Genomic DNA, 20,505 nt, shown 5'->3' with positions numbered 1-20,505 from the left:
GCGCTCTGCCCTAGCATCCGAGCATGACGGTCCTGCCTGACGACGGGCTCTCACTGGCCGCCGAGTTCCCTGACGCGACACACGAGCAGTGGCAACGCCTCGTGGAGGGTGTGCTGCGCAAGTCGGGCAGGGAAGTCTCGGGCGAGGCCGCTGAGGACGCTCTGTCCACGACGCTGGAGGACGGGCTGCGCACCCGTCCCCTCTACACCGCGCGCGACACGGCGCCCGACCCCGGCCTGCCCGGCTTCGCGCCGTATGTGCGCGGCGGACGGCCCGAGGTCGGCACCGCGGGCGGCTGGGACATAAGGCAGCGGCACGCGGCAGCACACGACGGCGCGGTCCTCGCCGATCTGGAGAACGGCGTCGCCTCGCTCTGGCTGATCGTCGGCCAAGGCGGTATCCCGGTGTCCGGCCTCGCCCGCGCCCTCGACGGCGTCTACCTCGACCTGGCCCCGGTCGCACTCGACGCCGGTCGTGAGGTGGCGGAGGCGGCCGCCGAGCTGTTCCGGCTCTACGACGAGAAGGGCGTCGACCCCAAGGCCGTACGCGGCAATCTGGGCGCCGACCCGCTGGGGTTCGAGGCGCGTACCGGTGAGTCCCTGGCCTTCGCCCCCGTCGCCGAGCTGGCGAAGCAGTGCGCCGAGGAGTTCCCGGGGGTGCGCGCGCTGACCGTGGACGCGCTGCCGTACCACGAGGCGGGCGGCTCGGCCGGCCAGGAGCTGGGCGCCTCGCTGGCCACCGGGGTGGCCTACCTGCGAGAGCTGACCGAAGCCGGGCTGGGCATCGAACAGGCCCTCGCGCAGCTGGAGTTCCGGTACGCGGCGACCGCCGACCAGTTCCTCACGATCGCCAAGCTGCGCGCCGCGCGCCGGCTGTGGGCGCGGGTCGCCGAGGTCAGCGGGGCGGCCGACGCGGGCGCCCAGGTGCAGCACGCCGTCACCTCGCCGGTGATGATGAGCCGCCGCGACCCGTGGGTGAACATGCTGCGCACCACGGTCGCCACGCTCGCGGCCGGGGTCGGCGGCGCCGACTCGGTCACCGTACTGCCGTTCGACCACGCGCTGGGCCTGCCGGACGCGTTCGCCCGCCGAATCGCCCGCAACACCTCCACGATCCTGGTCGAGGAGTCGCATCTGGCCCGGGTGATCGACCCGGCGGGCGGCTCCTGGTACGTGGAGCGGCTCACCGACGAACTCGCCCACGCCGGCTGGGAGTTCTTCCGGTCCATCGAGCGGGACGGCGGCCAGGCGGCCGTGCTGCGCTCGGGCCGGCTGCGCACCGACCTCGCGACGACCTGGGCGGAGCGCTCCAAGAAGCTCGCCAAGCGCCGCGAACCCATCACCGGCGTCAGCGAGTTCCCGAACCTGGCCGAGAAGCCGCCGGTGCGCGAGCCCGCGCCCGAGCTTCCGTCCGGCGGGCTCCCCCGGGTGCGCCGGGACGAGGCGTACGAGGAACTGCGCGCCCGCTCGGACGCGCACCTCGCGGCGACCGGCGCCCGCCCCCGGATCTACCTGGCGACGATCGGCCCGGCCGCCGCGTACACCGCCCGTGCCGGCTTCGCCGCCAACCTCTTCCAGGCCGGTGGCATCGAAACCGTCACCGAGGGCGGCTTCGAGGAGAGCGGCGCCACCGAGGCGGTGCTCTGCTCCAGCGACGCGCTCTACGCCGAACATGCCGAGGAGACGGCCCGGTCGCTGAAGGCGGCCGGTGCCGGTCACGTGTTCCTCGCGGGCCGGGGCGAGTACGCCGGCGTCGACGCGTACGTCTTCGCGGGCTGTGACGCCGTGGCCGTGCTGTCCGAGACCCTTGACCGCATGGGAGTGTCCTGATGGGAATCCCCGACTTCTCCGGCATCGAGCTGGGAACCCCCGTCACCGAGGGCGGTGACGCGGAGTGGCGTACGGCCGTCAAGCACGCCACCGGCTCCGAGGCCCCGGTGTGGGAGACCCCGGAGGGCATCGGGGTCAAGCCGCTCTACACCGGCCGTGACCTGGAGGGCCTGGACTTCCTCGGGACGTACCCGGGCATCGCGCCGTATCTGCGCGGCCCCTACCCGACGATGTACGTCAACCAGCCCTGGACCATCCGCCAGTACGCGGGCTTCTCCACGGCCGAGGAGTCCAACGCCTTCTACCGGCGCAACCTCGCGGCCGGGCAGAAGGGCCTCTCGGTCGCCTTCGACCTGCCCACGCACCGGGGTTACGACAGCGACCATCCGCGGGTGACCGGTGACGTCGGCATGGCGGGCGTGGCCATCGACTCCATCTACGACATGCGCCAGCTGTTCGACGGGATCCCCCTCGACAAGATGACCGTGTCGATGACGATGAACGGCGCCGTGCTGCCGGTGCTCGCCCTGTACATCGTGGCGGCGGAGGAACAGGGCGTACCGCCCGAGAAGCTGGCCGGGACCATCCAGAACGACATCCTCAAGGAGTTCATGGTCCGCAACACCTACATCTATCCGCCGAAGCCGTCGATGCGGATCATCTCCGACATCTTCGCCTTCACCTCGCAGCGGATGCCCCGCTACAACTCGATCTCCATCTCCGGCTACCACATCCAGGAGGCGGGTGCCACGGCCGACCTGGAGCTGGCGTACACGCTCGCGGACGGCGTCGAGTACATCCGGGCGGGTCGCGAAGCCGGCCTGGACGTGGACGCGTTCGCGCCCCGGCTCTCCTTCTTCTGGGCGATCGGCATGAACTTCTTCATGGAGATCGCCAAGCTGCGGGCGGCCAGGCTCCTTTGGGCGAAGCTGGTCGGCCAGTTCGAGCCGCAGAACACCAAGTCCCTCTCCCTGCGCACCCATTCGCAGACCTCGGGCTGGTCGCTGACCGCGCAGGACGTCTTCAACAACGTCACGCGGACGTGCGTGGAGGCGATGGCGGCGACCCAGGGCCACACCCAGTCGCTGCACACCAACGCCCTCGACGAGGCGCTCGCCCTGCCCACCGACTTCTCGGCGCGTATCGCCCGCAACACCCAGCTGCTGATCCAGCAGGAGTCGGGGACGACGAGGGTCATCGATCCGTGGGGCGGCAGCGCCTACGTGGAGCGGCTGACCTACGACCTCGCCCGCAAGGCCTGGGCGCACATCCAGGAGGTCGAGCAGGCCGGCGGTATGGCGCAGGCCATCGACGCGGGTATCCCGAAGCTGCGCGTGGAGGAGGCGGCCGCGCGGACGCAGGCGCGGATCGACTCCGGGCGGCAGCCGGTGATCGGCGTCAACAAGTACCGGGTGGAGACCGACGAGGCGATCGACGTCCTCAAGGTGGACAACTCCTCGGTGCGCGCCCAGCAGATCGAGAAGCTGCGGCGGCTGCGGGCGGAGCGGGACGAGACGGCGTGCCGGGACGCGCTCGACGCGCTGACCCGGGCGGCCGACGGCGAGGGCAACCTGCTGGAGCTGGCCGTGAACGCGGCTCGCGCCAAGGCGACCGTGGGCGAGATCTCCGACGCCCTGGAGAAGGTCTACGGCCGGCACGCGAGCCAGATCCGTACCATCTCCGGTGTGTACCGCAACGAAGCCGGTGAGTCCCCGAACGTGGACCGCACCCGGGCCCTGGTCGACGCCTTCGACGAGGCCGAGGGGCGGCGGCCGCGCATCCTGGTCGCGAAGATGGGCCAGGACGGCCATGACCGCGGCCAGAAGGTGATCGCCACCGCCTTCGCCGACCTCGGTTTCGACGTCGACGTCGGCCCGCTGTTCCAGACCCCGGAGGAGGTCGCCCGCCAGGCGGTCGAGGCGGACGTCCACGTGGTCGGCGTGTCCTCGCTGGCGGCCGGTCACCTCACCCTCGTACCGGCGCTGCGCGAGAAGCTCGCCGAGGAGGGCCGGGCGGACATCATGATCGTGGTCGGCGGTGTCATCCCGCCGCAGGACGTGCCGACCCTCCTGGAGATGGGCGCCACGGCCGTGTTCCCGCCCGGGACGGTGATCCCGGACGCGGCCTACGACCTGGTCGAGCGGCTGTCGGCGGAACTCGGGCACGACCTGTGATCGATGTCGACGCCTATGTGAAGGGTGTGCTCGACGGGAGGCGCGCGGTCATCGCCCGCGCGATCACCCTCGTCGAGTCCACCCGGCCACAACACCGGGCGCTGGCGCAGGAGCTGCTTACCGAGCTGCTTCCGCACAGCGGCCGGGCGCGGCGGATCGGCATCAGCGGGGTGCCGGGCGTGGGCAAGTCGACGTTCATCGACGCGTTCGGCACGCTGCTGACGGGGCTCGGTCATCGGGTGGCCGTCCTCGCCGTGGACCCGTCGTCCACCCGGACCGGCGGCTCGATCCTCGGCGACAAGACGCGGATGGAGCGGCTGTCGGTCGACCCGAGCGCCTTCGTCCGCCCCTCCCCCAGCGCGGGCACCCTCGGCGGGGTCACGAAGGCGACCCGGGAGTCGATGGTGGTCATGGAGGCCGCCGGGTACGACGTGATCCTGGTCGAGACCGTCGGCGTCGGGCAGTCCGAGACGGCGGTCGCCGACATGGTCGACTCCTTCCTGCTGCTCAGCCTGGCCCGCACCGGCGATCAGCTCCAGGGCATCAAGAAGGGCGTCCTGGAGCTGGCCGACGTCATCGCCGTCAACAAGGCGGACGGCCCGCACGAGCGTGACGCACGGTCCGCGGCACGGGAGTTGGCGGGCGCGCTGCGCCTGATGCACGGCAAGGACGCCTTCTGGACGCCGCCGGTGCTGAGCTGCAGCGCGCGGGAGTCGACCGGGCTCGAGCTGGTCTGGGAGCGCCTCGAGCAGCACCGGGCGCTGCTGGACTCGACGGGGCGGCTCGCGGACAAACGCCGTGAGCAGCAGGTCGGCTGGACCTGGTCGATGGTGCGGGACGAGCTGCTCGGCCGGCTGTCCGCCCATCCGGCGGTGCGCGCGGCCGCCCCCGGCCTCGAACGACAGGTCAGGGACGGCACATTGACGGCGACGCTGGCCGCCGAGCGCATCCTGAAGGCCTTCGAGGGGCCTCAGGACAACTGACCCTGGAGCGCCTCGCGGGCCCGGGCCACCCGGGAGCGGACCGTGCCCACGGGGCAGTCGCTGACCTCCGCGGCCTCCGCGTACGGCAGCCCGACCAGCTGGGTGAGGACGAACGCCTCCCGCCGCTCGTCGGGCAGCGCCGCCAGCAGGTCAAGCAGCGCGACCCCGTCGTCGAAGCCGGGCAGCCCGCACGGCTGGGCCCGCTCGACGGCGAGTTGCCAGTCGGGGACGTCCGCCGGTCGCGGCCGGGCGGCGGCGTACCGGTGACTGTCCACGACCGCCCGGCGGGCGATCGACAGCAGCCAGGACCGGGCCGAACAGCGGCCCTCGAAGCGGTGCAGGCTGCCCAGCGCACGCAGGAACGTGTCCTGGGCGAGGTCGTCGACGGCCTGCGGGTCGGCGCACAGATGGGCGACGTACCGCAGTACGTCGCGGTGGAGGGCCCGTACGAACCTGTCCACGGCGACCGTGTCACCGGACCGGGCCGCGAGCGCCCAGGCCGTGATCGACTCGTCGCGTTTCTCGTCCGGCGCAGGGCGTGCGGGCAGCACGGAAGTGATCACTCGGTGTCCTTGTGAGAAAGGTGAGAGGGGAGACGGCCGGCCCTGCGGTGCGTGCACGGGCGTACGGCCGCCGTGTTCGTCCGGGGCGCGCATGGGCGGCCCGGAACACCGGCTGTCGTCAGGCCACAGCCGTCCGCACGGGCGGACCCCGGGAAGTGATCGCGTGGACGAGGAGCAGCAGCCTCGGCGCCCGGTCCGAGCGGCGGCGGAGCGGGTGGGGGCGCGGGCGCTCGGGTGTGGCGGGCAGAGCGAGCAGTAGCCGCAGGGGTGCGGTGAGGCGACCGGCGACAGCCCGCAGGATGCGGAAGGCGGCCCGTTCGCCGTGGCCGAGCCACAGTCCGCACAGCAGTGCGGCGAGGAGGTGGGCGGCGAACATGCCGGTGGAGGCCGTGCCGCCGGTGCCGAAGCCGAGGTATGCGAGGGGAGCCAGGTGGGTGGGGCCCATGTGCATGCCTGCCATGTCGCCGGCCATGTCCATGCTCATGGAGGCCATGTGCATGGGAGCCATGTGCATGGAGGCCATGGCGTCCTTCTGGGACGTCCATGCCTGGGCCGTGGAGAAGCCGCTGTGCAGTGCCGTCTGGGCGCCGACCGCGGCGGACACGACCAGCGGCAGCCCGCGTTCACGTCCGGCCAGGGCCAAGCCCAGGGCGCCGGTGGCCACCAGGCCCGCGGCCAGCGCCCAGCCGGGCACCGGGCCGCCGGACATCATGACGTGGCCCAGGGCGGCGAGCAGCACACAGACGACCGCGAACACCGCGGCCCGTAACGTGCGCGCACACCACCCTGCCGTCATGGCGCCTCATCCTGGCAGCCGGCGCCGGCTCAGCAGGGAGACGCACCGCGATCCACAGGAGGCGTGCTCAACTCACAGGCGCGGTGAGCACCCGCACAGTCGGCGGCGCCCCGCGCTTCTTATTCGTTTGCCGCCGGCCGGCCCGCTCGGATAGGAAGCTCGCATGCTCAGCGGCAGCAAGGTCGGGCTCAGGGCCCGGCACGAGGAGGACGTCCCGGTCCTGCAGGCCGAACTCCACGACGACGTGGTCACCCACTCGCGGGCCCAGGGCCGGCCATGGCGGCCGATCACGCCCGGCTCGAAGGAATCGCGGTTCGTGGTGGACGACAAGGAGCAAGGGCACGTCCCGTTCTCCGTGGTGGAGCTGGACGGCGGCACGCTGGTCGGCTCCGCGGTCCTGTGGGGCATCGACACCCACAACCGGTCCGCGCATCTCGGTCTGGGGCTGCGGCCGTCCGCCCGCGGCAAGGGCTACGGCACCGACGTGGTCGCCGTGCTGTGCCACTACGGTTTCGTCGTACGCGGCCTGCAGCGGCTGCAGATCGAGACACTGGCGGACAACACCGCGATGCTGCGCTCCGCCGAGCGCAACGGCTTCGTCCGCGAGGGCGTACTGCGCTCCGCGGCCTGGGTGATGGGCGAGTTCCTGGACGAAGTACTCCTCGGCCTCCTCGCCCGGGACTGGAAGCCGGCCTCGGAGGGCTAGGTTCGGCTTGTCCTTCACGCCGAAGGAGGCAGCTGTTCGCGCACCCATTCGGGATCCGGGTTGGTGTGCGGCCGCCCTGCCACGAAGACAGTCGGCACGGTCTCGTTCCCGTCGTTGACCGCCCGCACCGCTGCCGCTCCCGCCGGGTCACGCCAGATGTCGACCCAGTGCAGTTGACGGGCGCTGCGGCCCAGCCTGAAGCGCAGCCGCATGCAGTACGGGCAGCCCGGCCTCCAGAAGACGACCGGTCGGCCGTCGGCCGCGCTGCGGCGTTGTGCCTCCGGCGCACTGATCGACCGCGGGAACACCAGCGGTGAGTTCACGCCTGCGAGCAGCACGAACACCAGCAGGAGCGCCGCGGCAGCGGCCGGGCTCCCCCGCAGGAGCAGGCCGGTCGCAACGGCTGATCCACAGAGCACGAACAGCATCGGCGAGGTCCAGGCGCGCGTCATGGTGACGCAGACTATCGATGACTCGAACCGCTCCTGGGTCACGACGGCGAGGGCCGCGCACGGTCGGCACCGGTGCGCGGCCCGTTCTGCATCGCCCTCGCGGGGTTACTCCGCGGCGAGGTTCTTGACCGCCTCGCGGATCAGGTCGGCGACCTTGTCGGGGTGGGCGAGCATGACCAGGTGGGACGAGTCGACCTCGACCGTGGTCATGCCGGCGCGCTCGTAGCCGTAGCGCTCGACGTCGGGGTTGATGGTGTGGTCCGAGGAGGACACCAGGCCCCAGGACGGCTTGGTCTTCCAGGCCGCGACCGGGGCCGCCTCGGCGAAGGCCGCGCCGGCCAGGGGCCGCTGGGAGACGGCGAGCACCCTGGCCAGGTCCGGGTCGACGTCGGCGGCGAAGATCGCGGGGAACCTGTCGATCTCGACGGTGACATCGGTGCCGTGCTCGTCCGAGCCCTCGACCGGGAACGGCGTGTACACCAGGGCGGAGGCCAGCTCGGAGTCGGGGAACCGGCCCTGCAGCTCGCCGAGGCTCTCGCCCTCCTCCAGGGCGTAACCGGCCAGGTAGACGAGGGCCTTCACGTTGTCCTCGGCGCCCGCGACGGTGATCACCGCACCGCCGTAGGAGTGCCCCACCAGGACGACCGGGCCGGGTATGGCGCGGACGACCGAGGCGATGTAGGCGGCGTCGCCGGTCAGGCTGCGGTTGGGCACGGCCGGGGCGAGCACCTTCAGCCCGTCGGCGAGCAGTTCGGGGATGACCCGGGCGAAGCTCGACGCGTCCGCGAAGGCGCCGTGCACCAGGACGACGGTGGGTGTGGCGTCGGTCATGGGAGTTCCTTGTCTGCTTGTCTGCTGTCCGAGGTCCGGCCGGCCGGCTGGTGCGGGTCGACGCCGATGTCCGTGTCGACGTCGTATCCGCTCGCCGTGTGGCCGGCGGCGGGGTGCGCGATGTCGGCGCCCAGGTCGAAGGCGGCGGTGTCGATCGCCTCCTCCAGCTCGGCATCCTCGTGCTCGGCCCGGGCCTGGCGGTGGTGCTCGGTCAGCTGTTCCTTGAGGTGCCTGAGGTGCGGGTGGCCGTCGTGCTCGGACGGCTCGCCGGTGGTCACGCCGGTCACCGGATCAGGCGGTGTGGAGGGCCGTGTGCAGGGTGCGTACGGCCATCGAGATGGCGGCCTCGGCGGCGTGCGTCTCGCGCAGGGCGTTGAGCATCACGAAGTCGTGGATGATGCCCTGGAAGCGGACCGCCGTGACGGGGACGCCGGCCTCGCGGAGCTTGTTGGCGTATGCCTCGCCCTCGTCGCGCAGCACGTCGGCCTCACCGGTGATGACCAGGGCCGGGGGCAGGTCCTTGAGCTGCTCAAGGGTGGCGCGCAGCGGGGACGCGGTGATCTGGGCGCGCTCGGCCTCGTCGGTCGTGTACTGGTCCCAGAACCAGAACATGCCGTCGCGGCGCAGGAAGTAGCCCTCGGCGAACTGGTGGTACGACGGCGTGTCGAAGTTCGCGTCGGTGACCGGGTAGAAGAGGACCTGCTGGAGCAGCGGGAGGCCGCCGCGCTCCTTGGCCATCAGGGTCAGCGCGGCCGTCATGTTGCCGCCGACCGAGTCGCCGGCCACCGCGATCCGGGTGCCGTCCAGGTCCTTGGTCGCGCCCTGCTCGACGACCCACTTGGCGACGGTCCAGTTCTGCTCGATGGCGACCGGGTAGCGCACCTCGGGCGAGAGGTCGTACTCGGGGAAGACGACGGCGGCGTTGGCGCCGACGGCCAGCTCGCGGACCAGGCGGTCGTGGGTGTGGGCGTTGCCGAAGACCCAGCCGGCGCCGTGGATGTAGATGATCACCGGCAGGGTGCCGGTGGCACCGGCGGGCTTCACGATGCGGGCACGGACGGTGCCGGTGGGGCCGCCCGAGACGGTGATCCACTCCTCGTCCACCGCAGGCTTGGCGGTCTCCCCGGACTGCACCTCGTCGACGGCCTTGCGGCCCTCCGCCGGGGCGAGGTCGAAGAGGTAGGGCGGGTTGGCGGTGGCCTCGACGAAGGCCTGGGCGGCGGGTTCGAGCACCGGCTTGACGGGCGTGAAGGCTTCGGACATGCGAGTCTCCTGGGATTGCGTGGGGCACACCGGTCGTTCCGGCGCCGTCACGCCTCACCGTAGGAGCCCGGCGCGCTGGGCAGTTGCCCCCGAGCGCACTTCCGGCGGCCCCGCAGCGCACGCTCCGGCGCGGTGCGCTGCGGGGCGGGTGCGTGTGCACGGAGGGGGACACAGCGCAGTGGGGAGCGGACCTGGCGTGACGGCTCGGCTGCCCGGTTCGCCTCTGCCGGGGCGATCGCCGTCCGAGACGCTTTATCACGGTCGTCGGCGACGACAAGGACCTGGTCCCGCACGTCGGCCCAGCACCATGTCCGGCTGACGGCCACCGACCGCCGCTTCGAGGAGGAGTTCCGCGCTGGTCACCCCGGGAGCGCTGCCCGAGGTGACACACGCCGTCGGCACGTCGGGCGGACCGGCCGTGCCGAGCCGCGCGCTCAGGCGCGGGGAATGTTGCGGAGGTTGGCCCGCGCCGGGTGGACCATGCGGCCGGCGCCGCCGCTCAGCACCGTCCGGCTCGCGGAGAGCGCGAAGCCGCTGATCCGGTCGGCGGTGGTCTTCGGGGGGACGGCGAGGGCGGCGGGGTCGGTGACGACGTCGACCAGGGCCGGTCCGTCATGGGCGAAGGCCTCGCGCAGCGCACCGCGTACGTCGGCGGGCCTCTCGACCCGGATGCCGCGGGCTCCTGCCGCGGTGGCGATGGCGGCGTCGTCGGTGTGCGGGTAGGTCGTCGCGTGCGGGGGCAGGCCGTCGACCATCCTCTCCAGATCGACCATGCCGAAGGGAGGAGTTGTCGAAGACGACGACCTTCACCGGCAGGCCGTACTGGACGAGGGTGAGGAAGTCGCCCATGAGCATCGAGAAGCCGCCGTCGCCGGAGAGGGAGACGAACGAAGACGGCCATCTGCCACGGAGATGACTGACATTCCGGACCATCGCCGTGCAGGGGGAAGCATGGCGGGCGGCGGAGCGCTTGTGCTCAGTGAGAGCAACACCTCCTGTGAGGAAGGTTCCCCGTGTCCCAGTCGTCGTCCGAAGTCCGTTCCCCGCGCCGGAAGGCAGCCGCCGAGCCCGCCCACGGGGTGCCGGGCTGGCTGATCGCGCTGTTCGCCGTCGCCTCCGGTATGACGGTCGCCAACCTGTACTACGCCCAGCCCCTGCTGTCCGAGCTGCGCGGCGTCTTCCACGTCAGCGAGGCCACCGCGGGTGCGCTGATCACGCTCACCCAGGTCGGCTATGTGATCGGCATGGTCTTCCTGGTCCCGCTCGGTGACCGGCTGGAGAAGCGGAGCCTGATCACCGCCCTGCTGACGATCACCACGCTCGCCCTGGTGGCGGCCGGTCTCGCGACCGGGTTCCCCATGCTGCTGATCGCCTCGCTGATCAGCGGTGCCACCTCGGTGGTCGCGCAGATCCTCGTGCCGTTCGCCGCGAGCCTGGCGCCCGACCACGCGCGGGGCCGGATCGTGGGCCGGGTGATGAGCGGCCTGCTCACCGGCATCCTGCTGTCCCGGACGCTCAGCAGCCTGGTCTCCAGCGTCGCCGGCTGGCGGGTCGTCTACCTCGGCTCGGCCGTCCTGATGGCCCTGCTGGGCGTGGCCCTGCGGCTGGCCCTGCCCCGGCACGCGCCGACCACGTCCGTGCCGTACCACCATGTGCTGCGCTCCACCGTGGCGCTGGTGCGCACGCACCCCGCGCTGCTGCGCCGCGGCCTCTACCAGGCGGCGATGTTCGGTGCCTTCAGCGCCTTCTGGACCACCGTCTCGTACGTCCTGACCGGGCCGTACTTCCACTACTCCGCCGTCGGTGTCGGTGTGTTCGCGCTGGTCGGAGCCGCCGGTGCGGCCGTGGCGCCGCTCGCCGGACGCTGGGCCGACCACGGGCTGACCCGGAAGATGACCGGTGCCGCGTTCGTGCTCGCCGCGGTGGCCTTCGCGATAGCGGGCTTCGGTCAGCACAGCGTGATCCTGATCGCCCTCGCGGCCGTCGCGCTGGACACGGCCGTCCAGACGAGCCTGATCCTCGGCCAGCACACCGTCTACCAACTCGATCCCCTCGCTCGGTCCCGCCTCAACAGCGCCTTCATCGCGATCTTCTTCATCGGCGGCGCCCTCGGCTCGCAGTTCGGCTCGATCGCCTACCGGGCCGGCGGCTGGAGCGCGGTCAGCCTCTTCGGGGCGGCCCTGCCGGTGCTTGGGCTGCTGTACTGGCTGACCGAACGCCGGCAGCGCGTGGAGCGCTCGGCGTAGGGCAGCCAGGGCCGCTTCCGCCGGTTTCAGGGCGGTGCGGCCGGCGGCCGTGCCTGTGCGTGCACGGCTGCCGGTCCGGGAGCGAACCGGGTGCGCTCACGGGCGCCACCGCATGCGCTACGGGGCAAAGCCCGGCTCGCGTGGGCGCCTAGCGTCAGCCGGTACCTACCCGCACAGCACATCCACCAGGAGGCGCACATGACCACCAGCTCCGAGCCCGGGAACGCCCTGGGGCACAGCCAGCCGTGGCTGCACCAGAAGGGCGAGGTCATCCAGGAGTTCGGGACCGTCAAGCAGTTCCCGCTCGGCCTCACGTACGACGCGCGCATGTACTCCTGCCAGCGTCTGAACCGGGTCCTGGCGGACACGCAGATCCTGTACGGCCTCTACAAGAAGCACCACTGGCTGCTGCGCGGCGCGACCTTCTACCAGCTGCACCTGCTGCTGGACAAGCACGCGGGCGAGCAGCTGGCCCTGGTCGACACTCTCGCCGAACGGGTCCAGACCCTCGGCGGTGTCGCGGTGGGCGACCCTCGGCACGTCGCCGAGATCACGTCGATCCCGCGCCCGCCGGACGGCGTCGAGGAGGTCCCGGCCATGCTGTCGCGGCTCCTGGAGGCCCACGAGACCATCCTGGTCGACGCCCATGACGCGGCCGCCCGCAGCGCCGAGCTGGGCGACGACGGCACCAACGACCTGCTGGTGTCGCAGGTGATCCGCACCGGGGAGCTGCAGGCCTGGTTCCTGGCGGAGCACCTCGTCGACACTCCCCTGGTCCGCGCCTAGAGAGGCCGACGGACACGGCCGCCTAGGATGCGGCGAAGATCGCCGCCTTGCCGAGGCGGGCGCTGCGCCGGCGGGAGCGGATGATGGACCTACGCCAGATGGAAGTCGTCGTCGCGGTGGCGGACGCGGGCGGGTTCACGGCTGCGGCGCGGCGGCTGCACGTGGTCCAGTCCGCCGTCTCCGGCACGGTCCGCGCGCTGGAACGCGAGCTGGGCGCCGCGCTGTTCACCCGGACCACGCACCGGGTCGGGCTCACCCCGGCCGGCGAGGCGTTCGTCCCGGCGGCACGGCAGGCGCTGCGCGCCGCCGAGCTGGCCCGCGAGGCGGTCGACGCGGCAAAGGGGGAGCTGCGCGGCCGGGTGACGGTCGGCACGATGCAGGGGGTCTGGGCGAACCTGCACCACGCGCTGGCCGCACTGCGGGCGGAACACCCGCGTGTGGTGGTGCGGCTGCGGCAGGAGGCGGTCATCGACCTCCGTCAGGCGCTGCGCGAGGGCACGGTGGACCTGGCGGTGGTGGCACTGGACCGCCAGCAGCAGCGCGGGCTGGTGACCAAGCTGCTGTCCCACGAGGAGATGGTGCTGGTGGCCTCGCCCCGCCGGAGCCTCACCGCGAGCGGCCCCGAGGGCACGGTCGACCTGGCCGGCATCGCCGAACTGCCGCAGGTGGAGTTCACCCCCGGCTGGGCAATCCGCGACGCGGCCGACCGCGCGTTCCGGGCGGCCGGCGTGGAACGCGCCACGACCTTCGAGGTCAACGACATCGTGGCCGCGTCCGAACTGGTCCGCAACGACCTCGGCGTCTGCATCATGCCGCCGACCATCGCCCACCGATTCCCGGACCTGACGACCTACCGGTTCACCCGGCACGCGCCGAGCTGGAAGGTGATGGTGGTACGGCCACCGGGGGAGCCCCCGGCAGCCGTCGCGGCACTGTTGCGCCACATCGTCTGACCGAGCCCGCCCCAGTCGAACCGCAGGTCGGACAGCCGCCGTTCGAGAGCACCGATCTCGTCGCCTCCGGTCCCCCAGTCCTCGGACGCCGCGTACACGGCGGTGGGGACGACGACGGCACGCAGGTAGGCGAAGGTCGGTTTCTCGGTGCGGGCGGCCACGGGCGGTGTCGAACGGTAGCCGCCGGCCGGCCAAGCGCCCACGGGTGCCGGTTGTCAGAAGTTCTCGGACTCCGGGATCACATGCATCGCAGCCTCCTCCGCCGACGCCCCGGCGCCGTCCAGGCCCCGGTCGGAGGCGAACAGGTCGGTCTCGGTGTTCTCGTGGGCGCCCTCGTCCGGTGCGACGAGGCGTCCGGCACGGCCGTCGCCGACCTCGTCGTCGAGGAGCTCGCCGTCCGTGTCCCAGGCGTCGCCGATGCCGTCGCCCTCCAGGTCGGCGGTGTCCGGCACCTCCTCGGCGAGCCGCTCGTCGAGGGTCTCCCCGCGCCGCCCCTCCGCCGCCGTGACGCCCGTGTGCTCCACGGCCCAGGGCCGTTCCGGCGGCGAGTACCCCTCGTCCAGGGCCTCCTCGCCCGCCCGGTAGTCCAGGGTGTCCGACGCGTCCAGCACACCGGCGTCGTCCTGCACCTCCGAACCGTCCGGCTGGTAGACGTCGTCACCCATCGCCTCGTCGGTCATACGTGCTCCATCGTCACTCGGGCCATCGGTTCGTTCCGGCCGTCAACGGAAAGGGTAGGAGGTCCGGGCCGCGGCCCGGGGGTGTTCTCGGCCGTCGCCCTCCGCCACTGTGCCGGTGACATGCCGTACAGGTCCCGGAAGGCCCGGCTGAAGTGGGAGGGGGTGGTGAAGCCCCAGCGGGCGGCCACCGCGGCGATGGACCGGTGAGCTGCGCCGGGCTCGGCGAGTTCCTCGCGGGCCGACTCCAGGCGCCGGGTCCGCACCCAGGCGCCCACGGTGGTGCCGTGGCGCTGGAAGAGGCGGTGCAGATAGCGCAGCGAGATGGCGTGCTGGTCGGCGATGTCCTGCGGGGTGAGTCCGGGCTCGCCCAGCCGGGCCCGTACCGACGCGGTGATCCGCTCCCACAGGGCCGGCTCGGGCTGCCGGCCGGCCTGGTCGAGGGCGACGGTGGCCAGGATGTCCACCGCGGTGCGGGCGAGTTGTTCGCGTCGGGCCGGGGTGGCCCGGGTGACCTCGTCGACGAGCCCGTCGAGGAGCGGCAGCAGCAGGGCCGCCGCGCCCCCTTCGGCCTCGTCCACCACCGTGGCCGTGAGGGCGCGCAGGTGCCGTTCCTCCAGGCGCAGCAGGGCGCGGGGCACCATGAGGATCCGCGCCCGCTGGCGCTCCGGGAGCACGATCCGGAAGGGGCGCCGCGCGTCGTGGAAGGCCAGTCGTCCGGGCCGGAGTTCGGCGGTGCGGCCGTCCTGGAGCAGCAGGGCGGTGCCGGCCAGCTGGCGGCGGACCAGGATGTGGGTGCGCGGGTCGGTGGCCACCGAGCGGGCGCTGCGCAGGACAGTTCCGGGCCCTGACTCCTCGACGGCGATCTGGAGGGCGCCCAGGCGTTCGGCGGTGAGCTCGCCCGTCCAGGGGCGGCCCCGTCCCACCGTGACCTCCAGGTCGACGAAGGTCTCCGACAGCGCCCGCTGCCAGGCGGCGAGGCGGTCGCCGGGTGCCGGTTCCCGGGTGGCACGGGACACCGCGGTCAGCATGGCGTCCCGCCCGCCCGTACCCGGTCCAGCCAGTCCGTCGGTGACAGCCCGAAGGAGTTGCGGAAGGCCTTGCCGAACCCGGCGGGGCTGGCGAAACCCCAGCGGCGGGCGACCTGGCCCAGGCTGACGGCTCCGGGCGGCTGGGCGGCGAGTTCCCTGCGGCACTCGTGCAGGCGCAGTTCGCGGATCCACTGGCACACCGTGGTGTCCTCGTCCTGGAACAGCCGGTGCAGATAGCGGACCGAGATGCCGTGGACCGCGGCGATGACGGAGGGGGTGAGTCCCGGGTCCGACAGATGCCAGCGGATGTACGTCTTGACGCGCAGCAGCAGGACGCTGTCGGCGCCCGGCAGCTCGGCGGGGTCCTCCCCCAGCTGGTCCGCCACGGTGGCGGCCACCAGGTCGATGACGCTCTCGGCCAGCCGCTCGGCCGTCGGTGTCGCATACGACTCGGAGGTGTCCGCCAGCCGCTCCAGCAAGGGCGCGAGCAGGGCGGGGAGCCCGCCGCTGGGGCGTACCGCGCGGCCGGTGAGCCGCCTTACGTCGGCCTCCGGAAGTTCCAGCAGCCGGCGCGGGATCGCGAAGATCTTCAGCCGGAAGCGTTCCGGGAAGGTGGCGCGGAACGGGCGCACGGTCTCGAAGATCCCGATGTCGCCGGTCCGCAACTCGGTGGTTCGGCCGTCCTGTTCGACCCGCGCGCGGCCGGTGCTCTGGACGGCGACGAAGACCTTGCGTCCGTCGCCGCGGGCGATGAAGCGCGGCGCCCGGTGGACCTGGCCGGGGTCGGCGTCCACCGTGGTGATCTCCAGATCCCCGAGCCGGTCGGTCCGCATTGTCGCGTCGTAGGTGCCGCCCCCGGTGGCGATGTCCATCCCCACCAGGGTGTCGAGCACGGCGTCGTGCCAGTAGTCCAGGCTCTCGCCCGGCGGCACCGAGCGGGTGGTCAGGACCCTGGCTCGGGCATGCGCCGAGGCGGTCGGACGCCGCCGTGTCTCCTCGTGGGAACCGGTCGCGATTGGCATGCCGCCAGCTTCGCCGGGCGAGGGGCGGCGGCGCATCAGTCGGCCGACTGGTCCTCGGTCGATTCCGGGCCCGTCAGGACAAACGGGCACGTAGGAACGCGCAACCCGTCAGGATCGCCGCCCGGGTGGGCATGCTGTCGGCGAGGGCGTGCAGCGCCACGAAGTCGTGGATCGTGCCGAGGAAGCGCACGGACAGCACGTCGACGCCGGCCTCGCTCAGCCGGCGCGCGTACTGCTCGCCCTCGTCGCGGGCCACATCGGCCTCGGCGGTGACGACCAGGGCCGGCGGCAGTCCGGCAAGTTGCTCCGTGCTGGCCCTCAGCGGCGCCGCGGTGGGTTCGGCGCGCCGGGCCTGGTCGGGGACATAGCGTGCCCAGTAGGCGCGTAGCGCCCGGCGGGTGAGCAGGTAGCCGGTGGCGAACCGCCGTTGCGAGGCGCTGTCGCAGCGGGCGTCGGTGAGCGGGTAGTAGAGCAGCTGCGCGGCGATCCGCGGCCCGTGCCGGGACTTCGCCAGCATCGTCACGGCGGCCGCCAGCGTGGCCCCGGCGCAGTCGCCCGCCACCGCCAGCCTGTCCGGGGCAAGGCCGAGTTCACCGGCCCGGCCGGCCGCCCAGGTCAGCAGGGCATAGCACTCCTCCAGTGCCAGCGGGTAGCGGGCCTCGGGGGTGCGGCTGTACTCGGGGACGAGCGCGCACACGCCCGCGCCGGTGACGAGTTCGCTGATGAGGCGGGCGTGGGTCTGTGCGTCGCCGAGCGTCCACCGGCCGCCGTGCACATACATCACGGCGGGCAGCGGGCCGGTCGCCCCCGCCGGGCGGACGGTCCAGAAGCCGAGCAGCCCCGACGGGCCGACGGGGGCCACGCGGAAGGACGCGTCCACGCCGAAGTCCCCGAACCGGTCGGCCTGGGTCTCCCGCAGCGCCCGCCGTGCCGCGTCCGGAGCGAGGTCGTCCAGGGCGGGCGGGGCGGCGGAGGCGGTGACCAGGCGCTGCACCACACGGTCGAGGACGACAGCCGTGTCCGCTGGTCCGGGCCTCATGCACGCTCCTCCGGCCGGCCTGCCGGCTTCCTCACCGGCCCTGCACCAGGTCGCGGAGCTGGTGGCGGCTGCTGATGCCGAGCTTGGGATAGACATTGTAGAGGTGCGAGCCGACCGTGCGCGGCGAGAGGAAGAGCCGTTCGCCGATCTCGCGGTTGGACAGGCCGCGTGCCACCAGCTGCACGATCTCGCGCTGCTGTGCCGTCAGCTGTTCCAGCGGGCCGCCGGCTTCGGGGGCGGGTGCGGCTCCGCTGGCGCGCAGTTCGCGGCGGGCGGCGTCCGCGAGGGGGCCGGCGCCGAGGTGTTCGGCGGTCTCCAGGACCGTGGTCAGCTGCCGGCGCGCCTCCAGGGTACGGCGGCAACGGCGCAGCCACAGGGCGTAGTTGAGGCGGACGTGGCCGCACTCCCACGGCCAGCGGTTCGCCGCGTGGTTGACCAGGGCGAGCTGGAAGTGCTCCTCGGCCTCGTCGTCCGGGCCGAGGAGGGCGGTCGCGTGGTGCAGGAGCAGCGTCATCCTGGTGCTCGGCCGGTCCCCCTGCTCCTCCCGCACCCGCGCCAGGATCGGCAGCGCCTCGGCCGGCCGGCCGGTCCGCTGGGCCGCGACGGCGAGTTCGGCGATGCTCCGGGGCGACAGGAAGGGGTGCAGTGGCGAGCCGTCGGCGGTGAACAGCTCGCGCAGCTGCCGCCAGCCATCGTCCCAGTCCCCGCGCGCGATGGCGGCAAGGCCGTGGGCGCGCAGCAGGCGGGCGTGGGTGGCCCGGTTCTCCTGCAGGCTGACGGTGCTCCAGACGGCAGGGGTGAGCCAGGGCTCCGGGGGGAGGGTTCCGCGCAGCGCCCGCAGGGTCAGCGCCTGCGTCTCCAGATCCGCGTGGAGGCGTGGCAGACGCAGCACCGCGGCCTCGGTCATGGCGTTCTGGATCACGTCCTGTGCCTCGCTGAACCGTCCGATGGCCAGGAGGGTGTCCACGAAGCCGAGGACCGACCAGCCGCGCAGACCGAAGGCGCGGGCGACGCGCAGCCGGTCGTCGGCCATGCGGGACTGCCCCAGGTCCAGGTCGGCCTCGTCCGCGTGGTGGGCCACCGCGGCAGCGGCGAGCCGGCCGGCCGGCGCGTCGGGGCCGCCGAGCGGCGCGCGGGGCGGCCGACCGAGGCCGCGCAGTGCACCGGTGGCGGTCTCGGGCCGGGCGACCACGGCAACCAGCGCGTCCATGGCCCGCCGACTGTCCGGTGTGTCCAGTCCCCCGAGGGGTCCGGCCGCACCGGGGTGCCATCGCCCGCCCCCGCCGCCCCCCTGGTCGCCCGGTATGCCCAGACGCCCGAGGGACCCGGCCACACCAGGATCCCCCCGCTCGCCCACGTCGACCCCCTGGGTGTCCGACGCCCCCACGCGGCCAAGAGACCCGGCCACACCAGGACGCCCCCGCTCGCCCGCGTCAGCCCCCTCGGGGCCCAGTGCGCCCACACGCCCGACGGGTCCCGCCACACCAGAGTGCGCCTGCTTGCCCCCGTCACCCCGCAATATGCCCTCCGTGCCCGGATCCCCGAGAGGCCCGGGCGCGGTCGGGTGGCCTCGCTCGGGCCCGGCGGCCCGGTGGGCCCGTTCGAGCAGTGTGGGTAGGGACGCGCGGTGCTCGGGCAGGCCGGACTGGGCGGCGATGGCCGCCGCCAGCGCCGTCAGTGCGAGCGCGAGCGGTGCGCTGACCAAGGGAAAGTACTCCGAGGCGGCGGCCAGCAGGTCGAAGGCCTCGCGCTGGGCGGACTCGTAGGAGAGGACGGAGGCCAGGGCACCGGCCGCGACACAGACGAACTCCGGCTCGGCGGATTCCTGGAGGAGCCGGCCGAACAGGTCCCGTACCCAGTCGGGGTCGCCCACCGTCTGCGCCGCCGTCAGCGCCTCGGCCAGCCGGCGGGCGTGGGCCGGCCGCCCGGGGGTGAGCCGGGCCGCCTGTTCCAGGGCGCGGGCGGCCCGTACGGCGTCCCCGCACCGCCAGGCGGAGGTCTCCAGCCCGGCGGCGACGAACGCGTTGGCGCCCACGGTGGCGGCTGCCAGGTGCCTGGCCCTGACCTCCGGCAGTACGGCGACCTTGGCAAGGTCCCGGTGGGCCTGCTGGCGCTCGCCCGCGGGTTGCCGCAGATATGCGGACGACCGCGCCAGCGGATGCCGGAAGACGAGCCGGTCCTCGACCAGCGAGACGAGTCCGGCGGTCTCCGCCGGGGCCCACACCGCGAGGTCGCCGGTGTCCAGGGCTGTCATGACGGCGGCGACGGTCTCGCCGGGTCCGGCGGCCGCCGCGTACAGCAGGGCGCGGCGGGTGTCGGCGGGGAGCGCGTCGAGTCGTACGCCGAAGACGGGCTCGGCGGGCGCGCGCCGCACCGCTCCGGCGGGGCCGGGTGCGGCGCGGCTCAGTTCGACGAGGGCCAGCGGGTTGCCCTCGGCCTCCGCCAGGATCTCCAGCCGGTGTCTGCCGGTGGGCGGCGCCGGCTGCCGGTCGAGGAGCGCGGCGGCCGAGGCGTCGTCCAGCGGGCCCAGGCTCAGGGTCTCGGTGCCGGGCGGCAGACCGGGCAGGGCGGTCTCGTGGCGTGCGGCGAGCAGCACCGTCAGCGGGCGGCCGGCCAGCAGCCGGGCGGCGGCGGACAGTGCCTCCAGGGTGGCACGGTCGCACAGGTCGGCGTCGTCCACGCACACCAGCACCGGCCGCGCGGCGGCGAGCCGGTCGAGCAGCGCGGTCAGCGCCGCCCGCAGCTCCCCCTCGTCCGGCGTCTCGTCTCCGTGGAGTACGGCGGTCAGCACCCGGTGCGGCACGGCGGGCAGGGCGGCCACCTCGTCGAGAACCGGCGGCGCCAGCAGCTGCTGGAGGCAGGCCCGGGCATGCTGTGGGTCACCGGCCCAGCCCTGTGCCGAGAGCACCGACACGCCCTCGCCGGCGGCCAGTTCACGAACGCGCCGCAGCAGAGCCGTGCGTCCGATCCCCTCCTCGCCGAGGACCAGCAGGATCTGGGGAGTGCCGAGCTCGCGTGTCACGCACCGCAGGAGCCGCTCGATCTCGCCGTCCCGGCCCAGAACGACGGCCTCGGCGCCGATCGCGGACTGCTGGGGTGGCTGGACCGTCATGCACATACTCCCCTGGCGGTGGACGTTCTCCCTGGCCAGGGA

At 73.2% G+C, this 20,505-nt stretch carries 18 protein-coding genes and 2 pseudogenes; 7 read left to right on the top strand and 13 right to left on the bottom strand.

Going from position 1 to position 20,505, the window contains the following annotated elements:
- Positions 1-23 precede the first annotated feature (23 nt).
- Genes ABTY98_RS33645 through meaB form a run of 3 tightly spaced genes read left to right on the top strand, consistent with a single transcriptional unit; the run spans position 24 to position 4,986 of the window.
- Entirely contained in the window at positions 24-1,829 is a 1,806-nt protein-coding gene (locus ABTY98_RS33645; protein ID WP_352224866.1) for a methylmalonyl-CoA mutase family protein, read from the top strand.
- Positions 1,829-4,003: a methylmalonyl-CoA mutase gene (scpA, locus tag ABTY98_RS33640; protein WP_352224865.1), complete on the top strand. Its 2,175-nt coding sequence runs from the start codon at positions 1,829-1,831 to the stop codon at positions 4,001-4,003. Before ABTY98_RS33645 ends, scpA begins: the two co-directional genes overlap by 1 nt.
- The gene (gene meaB / locus ABTY98_RS33635) at positions 4,000-4,986 is read left to right on the top strand and encodes a methylmalonyl Co-A mutase-associated GTPase MeaB (protein WP_352224864.1); all 987 of its coding nucleotides are present in this window, start codon (positions 4,000-4,002) and stop codon (positions 4,984-4,986) included. Before scpA ends, meaB begins: the two co-directional genes overlap by 4 nt.
- Here meaB and ABTY98_RS33630 read toward each other — a convergent pair.
- Both ABTY98_RS33630 and ABTY98_RS33625 read right to left on the bottom strand, forming a co-directional pair.
- The gene (locus ABTY98_RS33630) at positions 4,974-5,549 is read right to left on the bottom strand and encodes a sigma-70 family RNA polymerase sigma factor (RefSeq protein ID WP_352224863.1); all 576 of its coding nucleotides are present in this window, start codon (positions 5,547-5,549) and stop codon (positions 4,974-4,976) included. The two genes, meaB and ABTY98_RS33630, sit on opposite strands and share 13 nt — an antisense overlap.
- Positions 5,550-5,667: 118 nt before the next feature.
- Positions 5,668-6,345, bottom strand: a complete 678-nt coding sequence (locus tag ABTY98_RS33625; protein ID WP_352224862.1) for a hypothetical protein — start codon at positions 6,343-6,345, stop codon at positions 5,668-5,670.
- Positions 6,346-6,508: 163 nt separating this feature from the next.
- Between ABTY98_RS33625 and ABTY98_RS33620 the strand changes: the two genes are divergently transcribed.
- A complete protein-coding gene (locus ABTY98_RS33620) occupies positions 6,509-7,051 on the top strand; it encodes a GNAT family N-acetyltransferase (protein ID WP_352224861.1) in 543 nt (180 codons plus the stop codon).
- Positions 7,052-7,065: 14 nt separating this feature from the next.
- Here the strand turns inward: ABTY98_RS33620 and ABTY98_RS33615 are convergent, their stop codons facing one another.
- The 5 genes and pseudogenes from ABTY98_RS33615 to ABTY98_RS33595 all read right to left on the bottom strand — a co-directional run.
- Positions 7,066-7,503 carry a glutaredoxin domain-containing protein gene (locus tag ABTY98_RS33615; RefSeq protein ID WP_352224860.1) on the bottom strand — a complete coding sequence of 146 codons (438 nt, stop codon included), beginning with the start codon at positions 7,501-7,503 and terminating at the stop codon, positions 7,066-7,068.
- 105 nt (positions 7,504-7,608) lie between these two features.
- On the bottom strand, positions 7,609-8,334 hold the full coding sequence (locus ABTY98_RS33610) for an alpha/beta fold hydrolase (RefSeq protein WP_352224859.1): 726 nt from the start codon (positions 8,332-8,334) through the stop codon (positions 7,609-7,611).
- Complete coding sequence (locus ABTY98_RS33605; RefSeq protein ID WP_352224858.1) at positions 8,331-8,612, bottom strand: hypothetical protein; 282 nt, start codon at positions 8,610-8,612, stop codon at positions 8,331-8,333. The genes ABTY98_RS33610 and ABTY98_RS33605 overlap by 4 nt, the downstream gene beginning before the upstream one ends.
- A gap of 13 nt (positions 8,613-8,625) precedes the next feature.
- Complete coding sequence (locus tag ABTY98_RS33600) at positions 8,626-9,597, bottom strand: alpha/beta hydrolase (protein WP_352224857.1); 972 nt, start codon at positions 9,595-9,597, stop codon at positions 8,626-8,628.
- A 434-nt stretch (positions 9,598-10,031) separates the two neighbouring features.
- Positions 10,032-10,482, bottom strand: a pseudogene (locus ABTY98_RS33595) (thiamine pyrophosphate-dependent enzyme); the annotation flags it as partial.
- 128 nt (positions 10,483-10,610) lie between these two features.
- Here ABTY98_RS33595 and ABTY98_RS33590 point away from each other — a divergent pair.
- The 3 genes from ABTY98_RS33590 (at position 10,611) to ABTY98_RS33580 (ending at position 13,582) form a co-directional block, all read left to right on the top strand.
- Entirely contained in the window at positions 10,611-11,843 is a 1,233-nt protein-coding gene (locus ABTY98_RS33590; RefSeq protein ID WP_352224855.1) for an MFS transporter, read from the top strand.
- 198 nt (positions 11,844-12,041) lie between these two features.
- Positions 12,042-12,629 carry a Dps family protein gene (locus ABTY98_RS33585; protein ID WP_352224854.1) on the top strand — a complete coding sequence of 196 codons (588 nt, stop codon included), beginning with the start codon at positions 12,042-12,044 and terminating at the stop codon, positions 12,627-12,629.
- Between the two features lie 47 nt (positions 12,630-12,676).
- Positions 12,677-13,582 carry a LysR family transcriptional regulator gene (locus tag ABTY98_RS33580; protein ID WP_352224853.1) on the top strand — a complete coding sequence of 302 codons (906 nt, stop codon included), beginning with the start codon at positions 12,677-12,679 and terminating at the stop codon, positions 13,580-13,582.
- On the opposite strand, the pseudogene ABTY98_RS33575 reads toward ABTY98_RS33580, so the two are convergent.
- From ABTY98_RS33575 to ABTY98_RS33550, 6 genes and pseudogenes are all read right to left on the bottom strand, one after another.
- Positions 13,480-13,722: pseudogene (locus ABTY98_RS33575) on the bottom strand (oxidoreductase); the annotation flags it as partial. The gene ABTY98_RS33580 and the pseudogene ABTY98_RS33575 overlap by 103 nt on opposite strands.
- A 75-nt stretch (positions 13,723-13,797) precedes the next feature.
- Positions 13,798-14,262, bottom strand: coding sequence for a DUF5709 domain-containing protein (locus tag ABTY98_RS33570; RefSeq protein ID WP_352224852.1), 465 nt, complete (start codon positions 14,260-14,262; stop codon positions 13,798-13,800).
- Complete coding sequence (locus ABTY98_RS33565; RefSeq protein ID WP_352224851.1) at positions 14,259-15,278, bottom strand: helix-turn-helix domain-containing protein; 1,020 nt, start codon at positions 15,276-15,278, stop codon at positions 14,259-14,261. Before ABTY98_RS33565 ends, ABTY98_RS33570 begins: the two co-directional genes overlap by 4 nt.
- 5 nt (positions 15,279-15,283) lie before the next feature.
- The gene (locus ABTY98_RS33560; protein WP_352224850.1) at positions 15,284-16,312 is read right to left on the bottom strand and encodes an AraC-like ligand-binding domain-containing protein; all 1,029 of its coding nucleotides are present in this window, start codon (positions 16,310-16,312) and stop codon (positions 15,284-15,286) included.
- A gap of 73 nt (positions 16,313-16,385) precedes the next feature.
- Positions 16,386-17,351: an alpha/beta hydrolase gene (locus ABTY98_RS33555; RefSeq protein ID WP_352224849.1), complete on the bottom strand. Its 966-nt coding sequence runs from the start codon at positions 17,349-17,351 to the stop codon at positions 16,386-16,388.
- Between the two features lie 31 nt (positions 17,352-17,382).
- Positions 17,383-20,463 carry a helix-turn-helix transcriptional regulator gene (locus ABTY98_RS33550; protein WP_352224848.1) on the bottom strand — a complete coding sequence of 1,027 codons (3,081 nt, stop codon included), beginning with the start codon at positions 20,461-20,463 and terminating at the stop codon, positions 17,383-17,385.
- Positions 20,464-20,505: the final 42 nt, after the last annotated feature.

The organism is Streptomyces sp. NPDC096040 (assembly GCF_040303265.1).
In the GTDB taxonomy this organism is placed as follows: domain Bacteria; phylum Actinomycetota; class Actinomycetes; order Streptomycetales; family Streptomycetaceae; genus Streptomyces.
This window is presented reverse-complemented; position numbering and strand designations above follow the sequence as displayed.

Excerpts from the sequence above, each read along its gene's own strand:
- ABTY98_RS33645 (WP_352224866.1), top strand. The coding sequence starts at position 24 with ATGACGGTCCTGCCTGACGACGGGCTCTCACTGGCCGCCGAGTTCCCT.
- scpA (WP_352224865.1), top strand. The coding sequence starts at position 1,829 with ATGGGAATCCCCGACTTCTCCGGCATCGAGCTGGGAACCCCCGTCACC.
- ABTY98_RS33625 (WP_352224862.1), bottom strand. The coding sequence starts at position 6,345 with ATGACGGCAGGGTGGTGTGCGCGCACGTTACGGGCCGCGGTGTTCGCG.
- ABTY98_RS33620 (WP_352224861.1), top strand. The coding sequence starts at position 6,509 with ATGCTCAGCGGCAGCAAGGTCGGGCTCAGGGCCCGGCACGAGGAGGAC.
- ABTY98_RS33615 (WP_352224860.1), bottom strand. The coding sequence starts at position 7,503 with ATGACGCGCGCCTGGACCTCGCCGATGCTGTTCGTGCTCTGTGGATCA.
- ABTY98_RS33610 (WP_352224859.1), bottom strand. The coding sequence starts at position 8,334 with ATGACCGACGCCACACCCACCGTCGTCCTGGTGCACGGCGCCTTCGCG.
- ABTY98_RS33600 (WP_352224857.1), bottom strand. The coding sequence starts at position 9,597 with ATGTCCGAAGCCTTCACGCCCGTCAAGCCGGTGCTCGAACCCGCCGCC.
- ABTY98_RS33585 (WP_352224854.1), top strand. The coding sequence starts at position 12,042 with ATGACCACCAGCTCCGAGCCCGGGAACGCCCTGGGGCACAGCCAGCCG.
- ABTY98_RS33570 (WP_352224852.1), bottom strand. The coding sequence starts at position 14,262 with ATGACCGACGAGGCGATGGGTGACGACGTCTACCAGCCGGACGGTTCG.
- ABTY98_RS33560 (WP_352224850.1), bottom strand. The coding sequence starts at position 16,312 with ATGCCAATCGCGACCGGTTCCCACGAGGAGACACGGCGGCGTCCGACC.
- ABTY98_RS33555 (WP_352224849.1), bottom strand. The coding sequence starts at position 17,351 with ATGAGGCCCGGACCAGCGGACACGGCTGTCGTCCTCGACCGTGTGGTG.
- ABTY98_RS33550 (WP_352224848.1), bottom strand. The coding sequence starts at position 20,463 with ATGACGGTCCAGCCACCCCAGCAGTCCGCGATCGGCGCCGAGGCCGTC.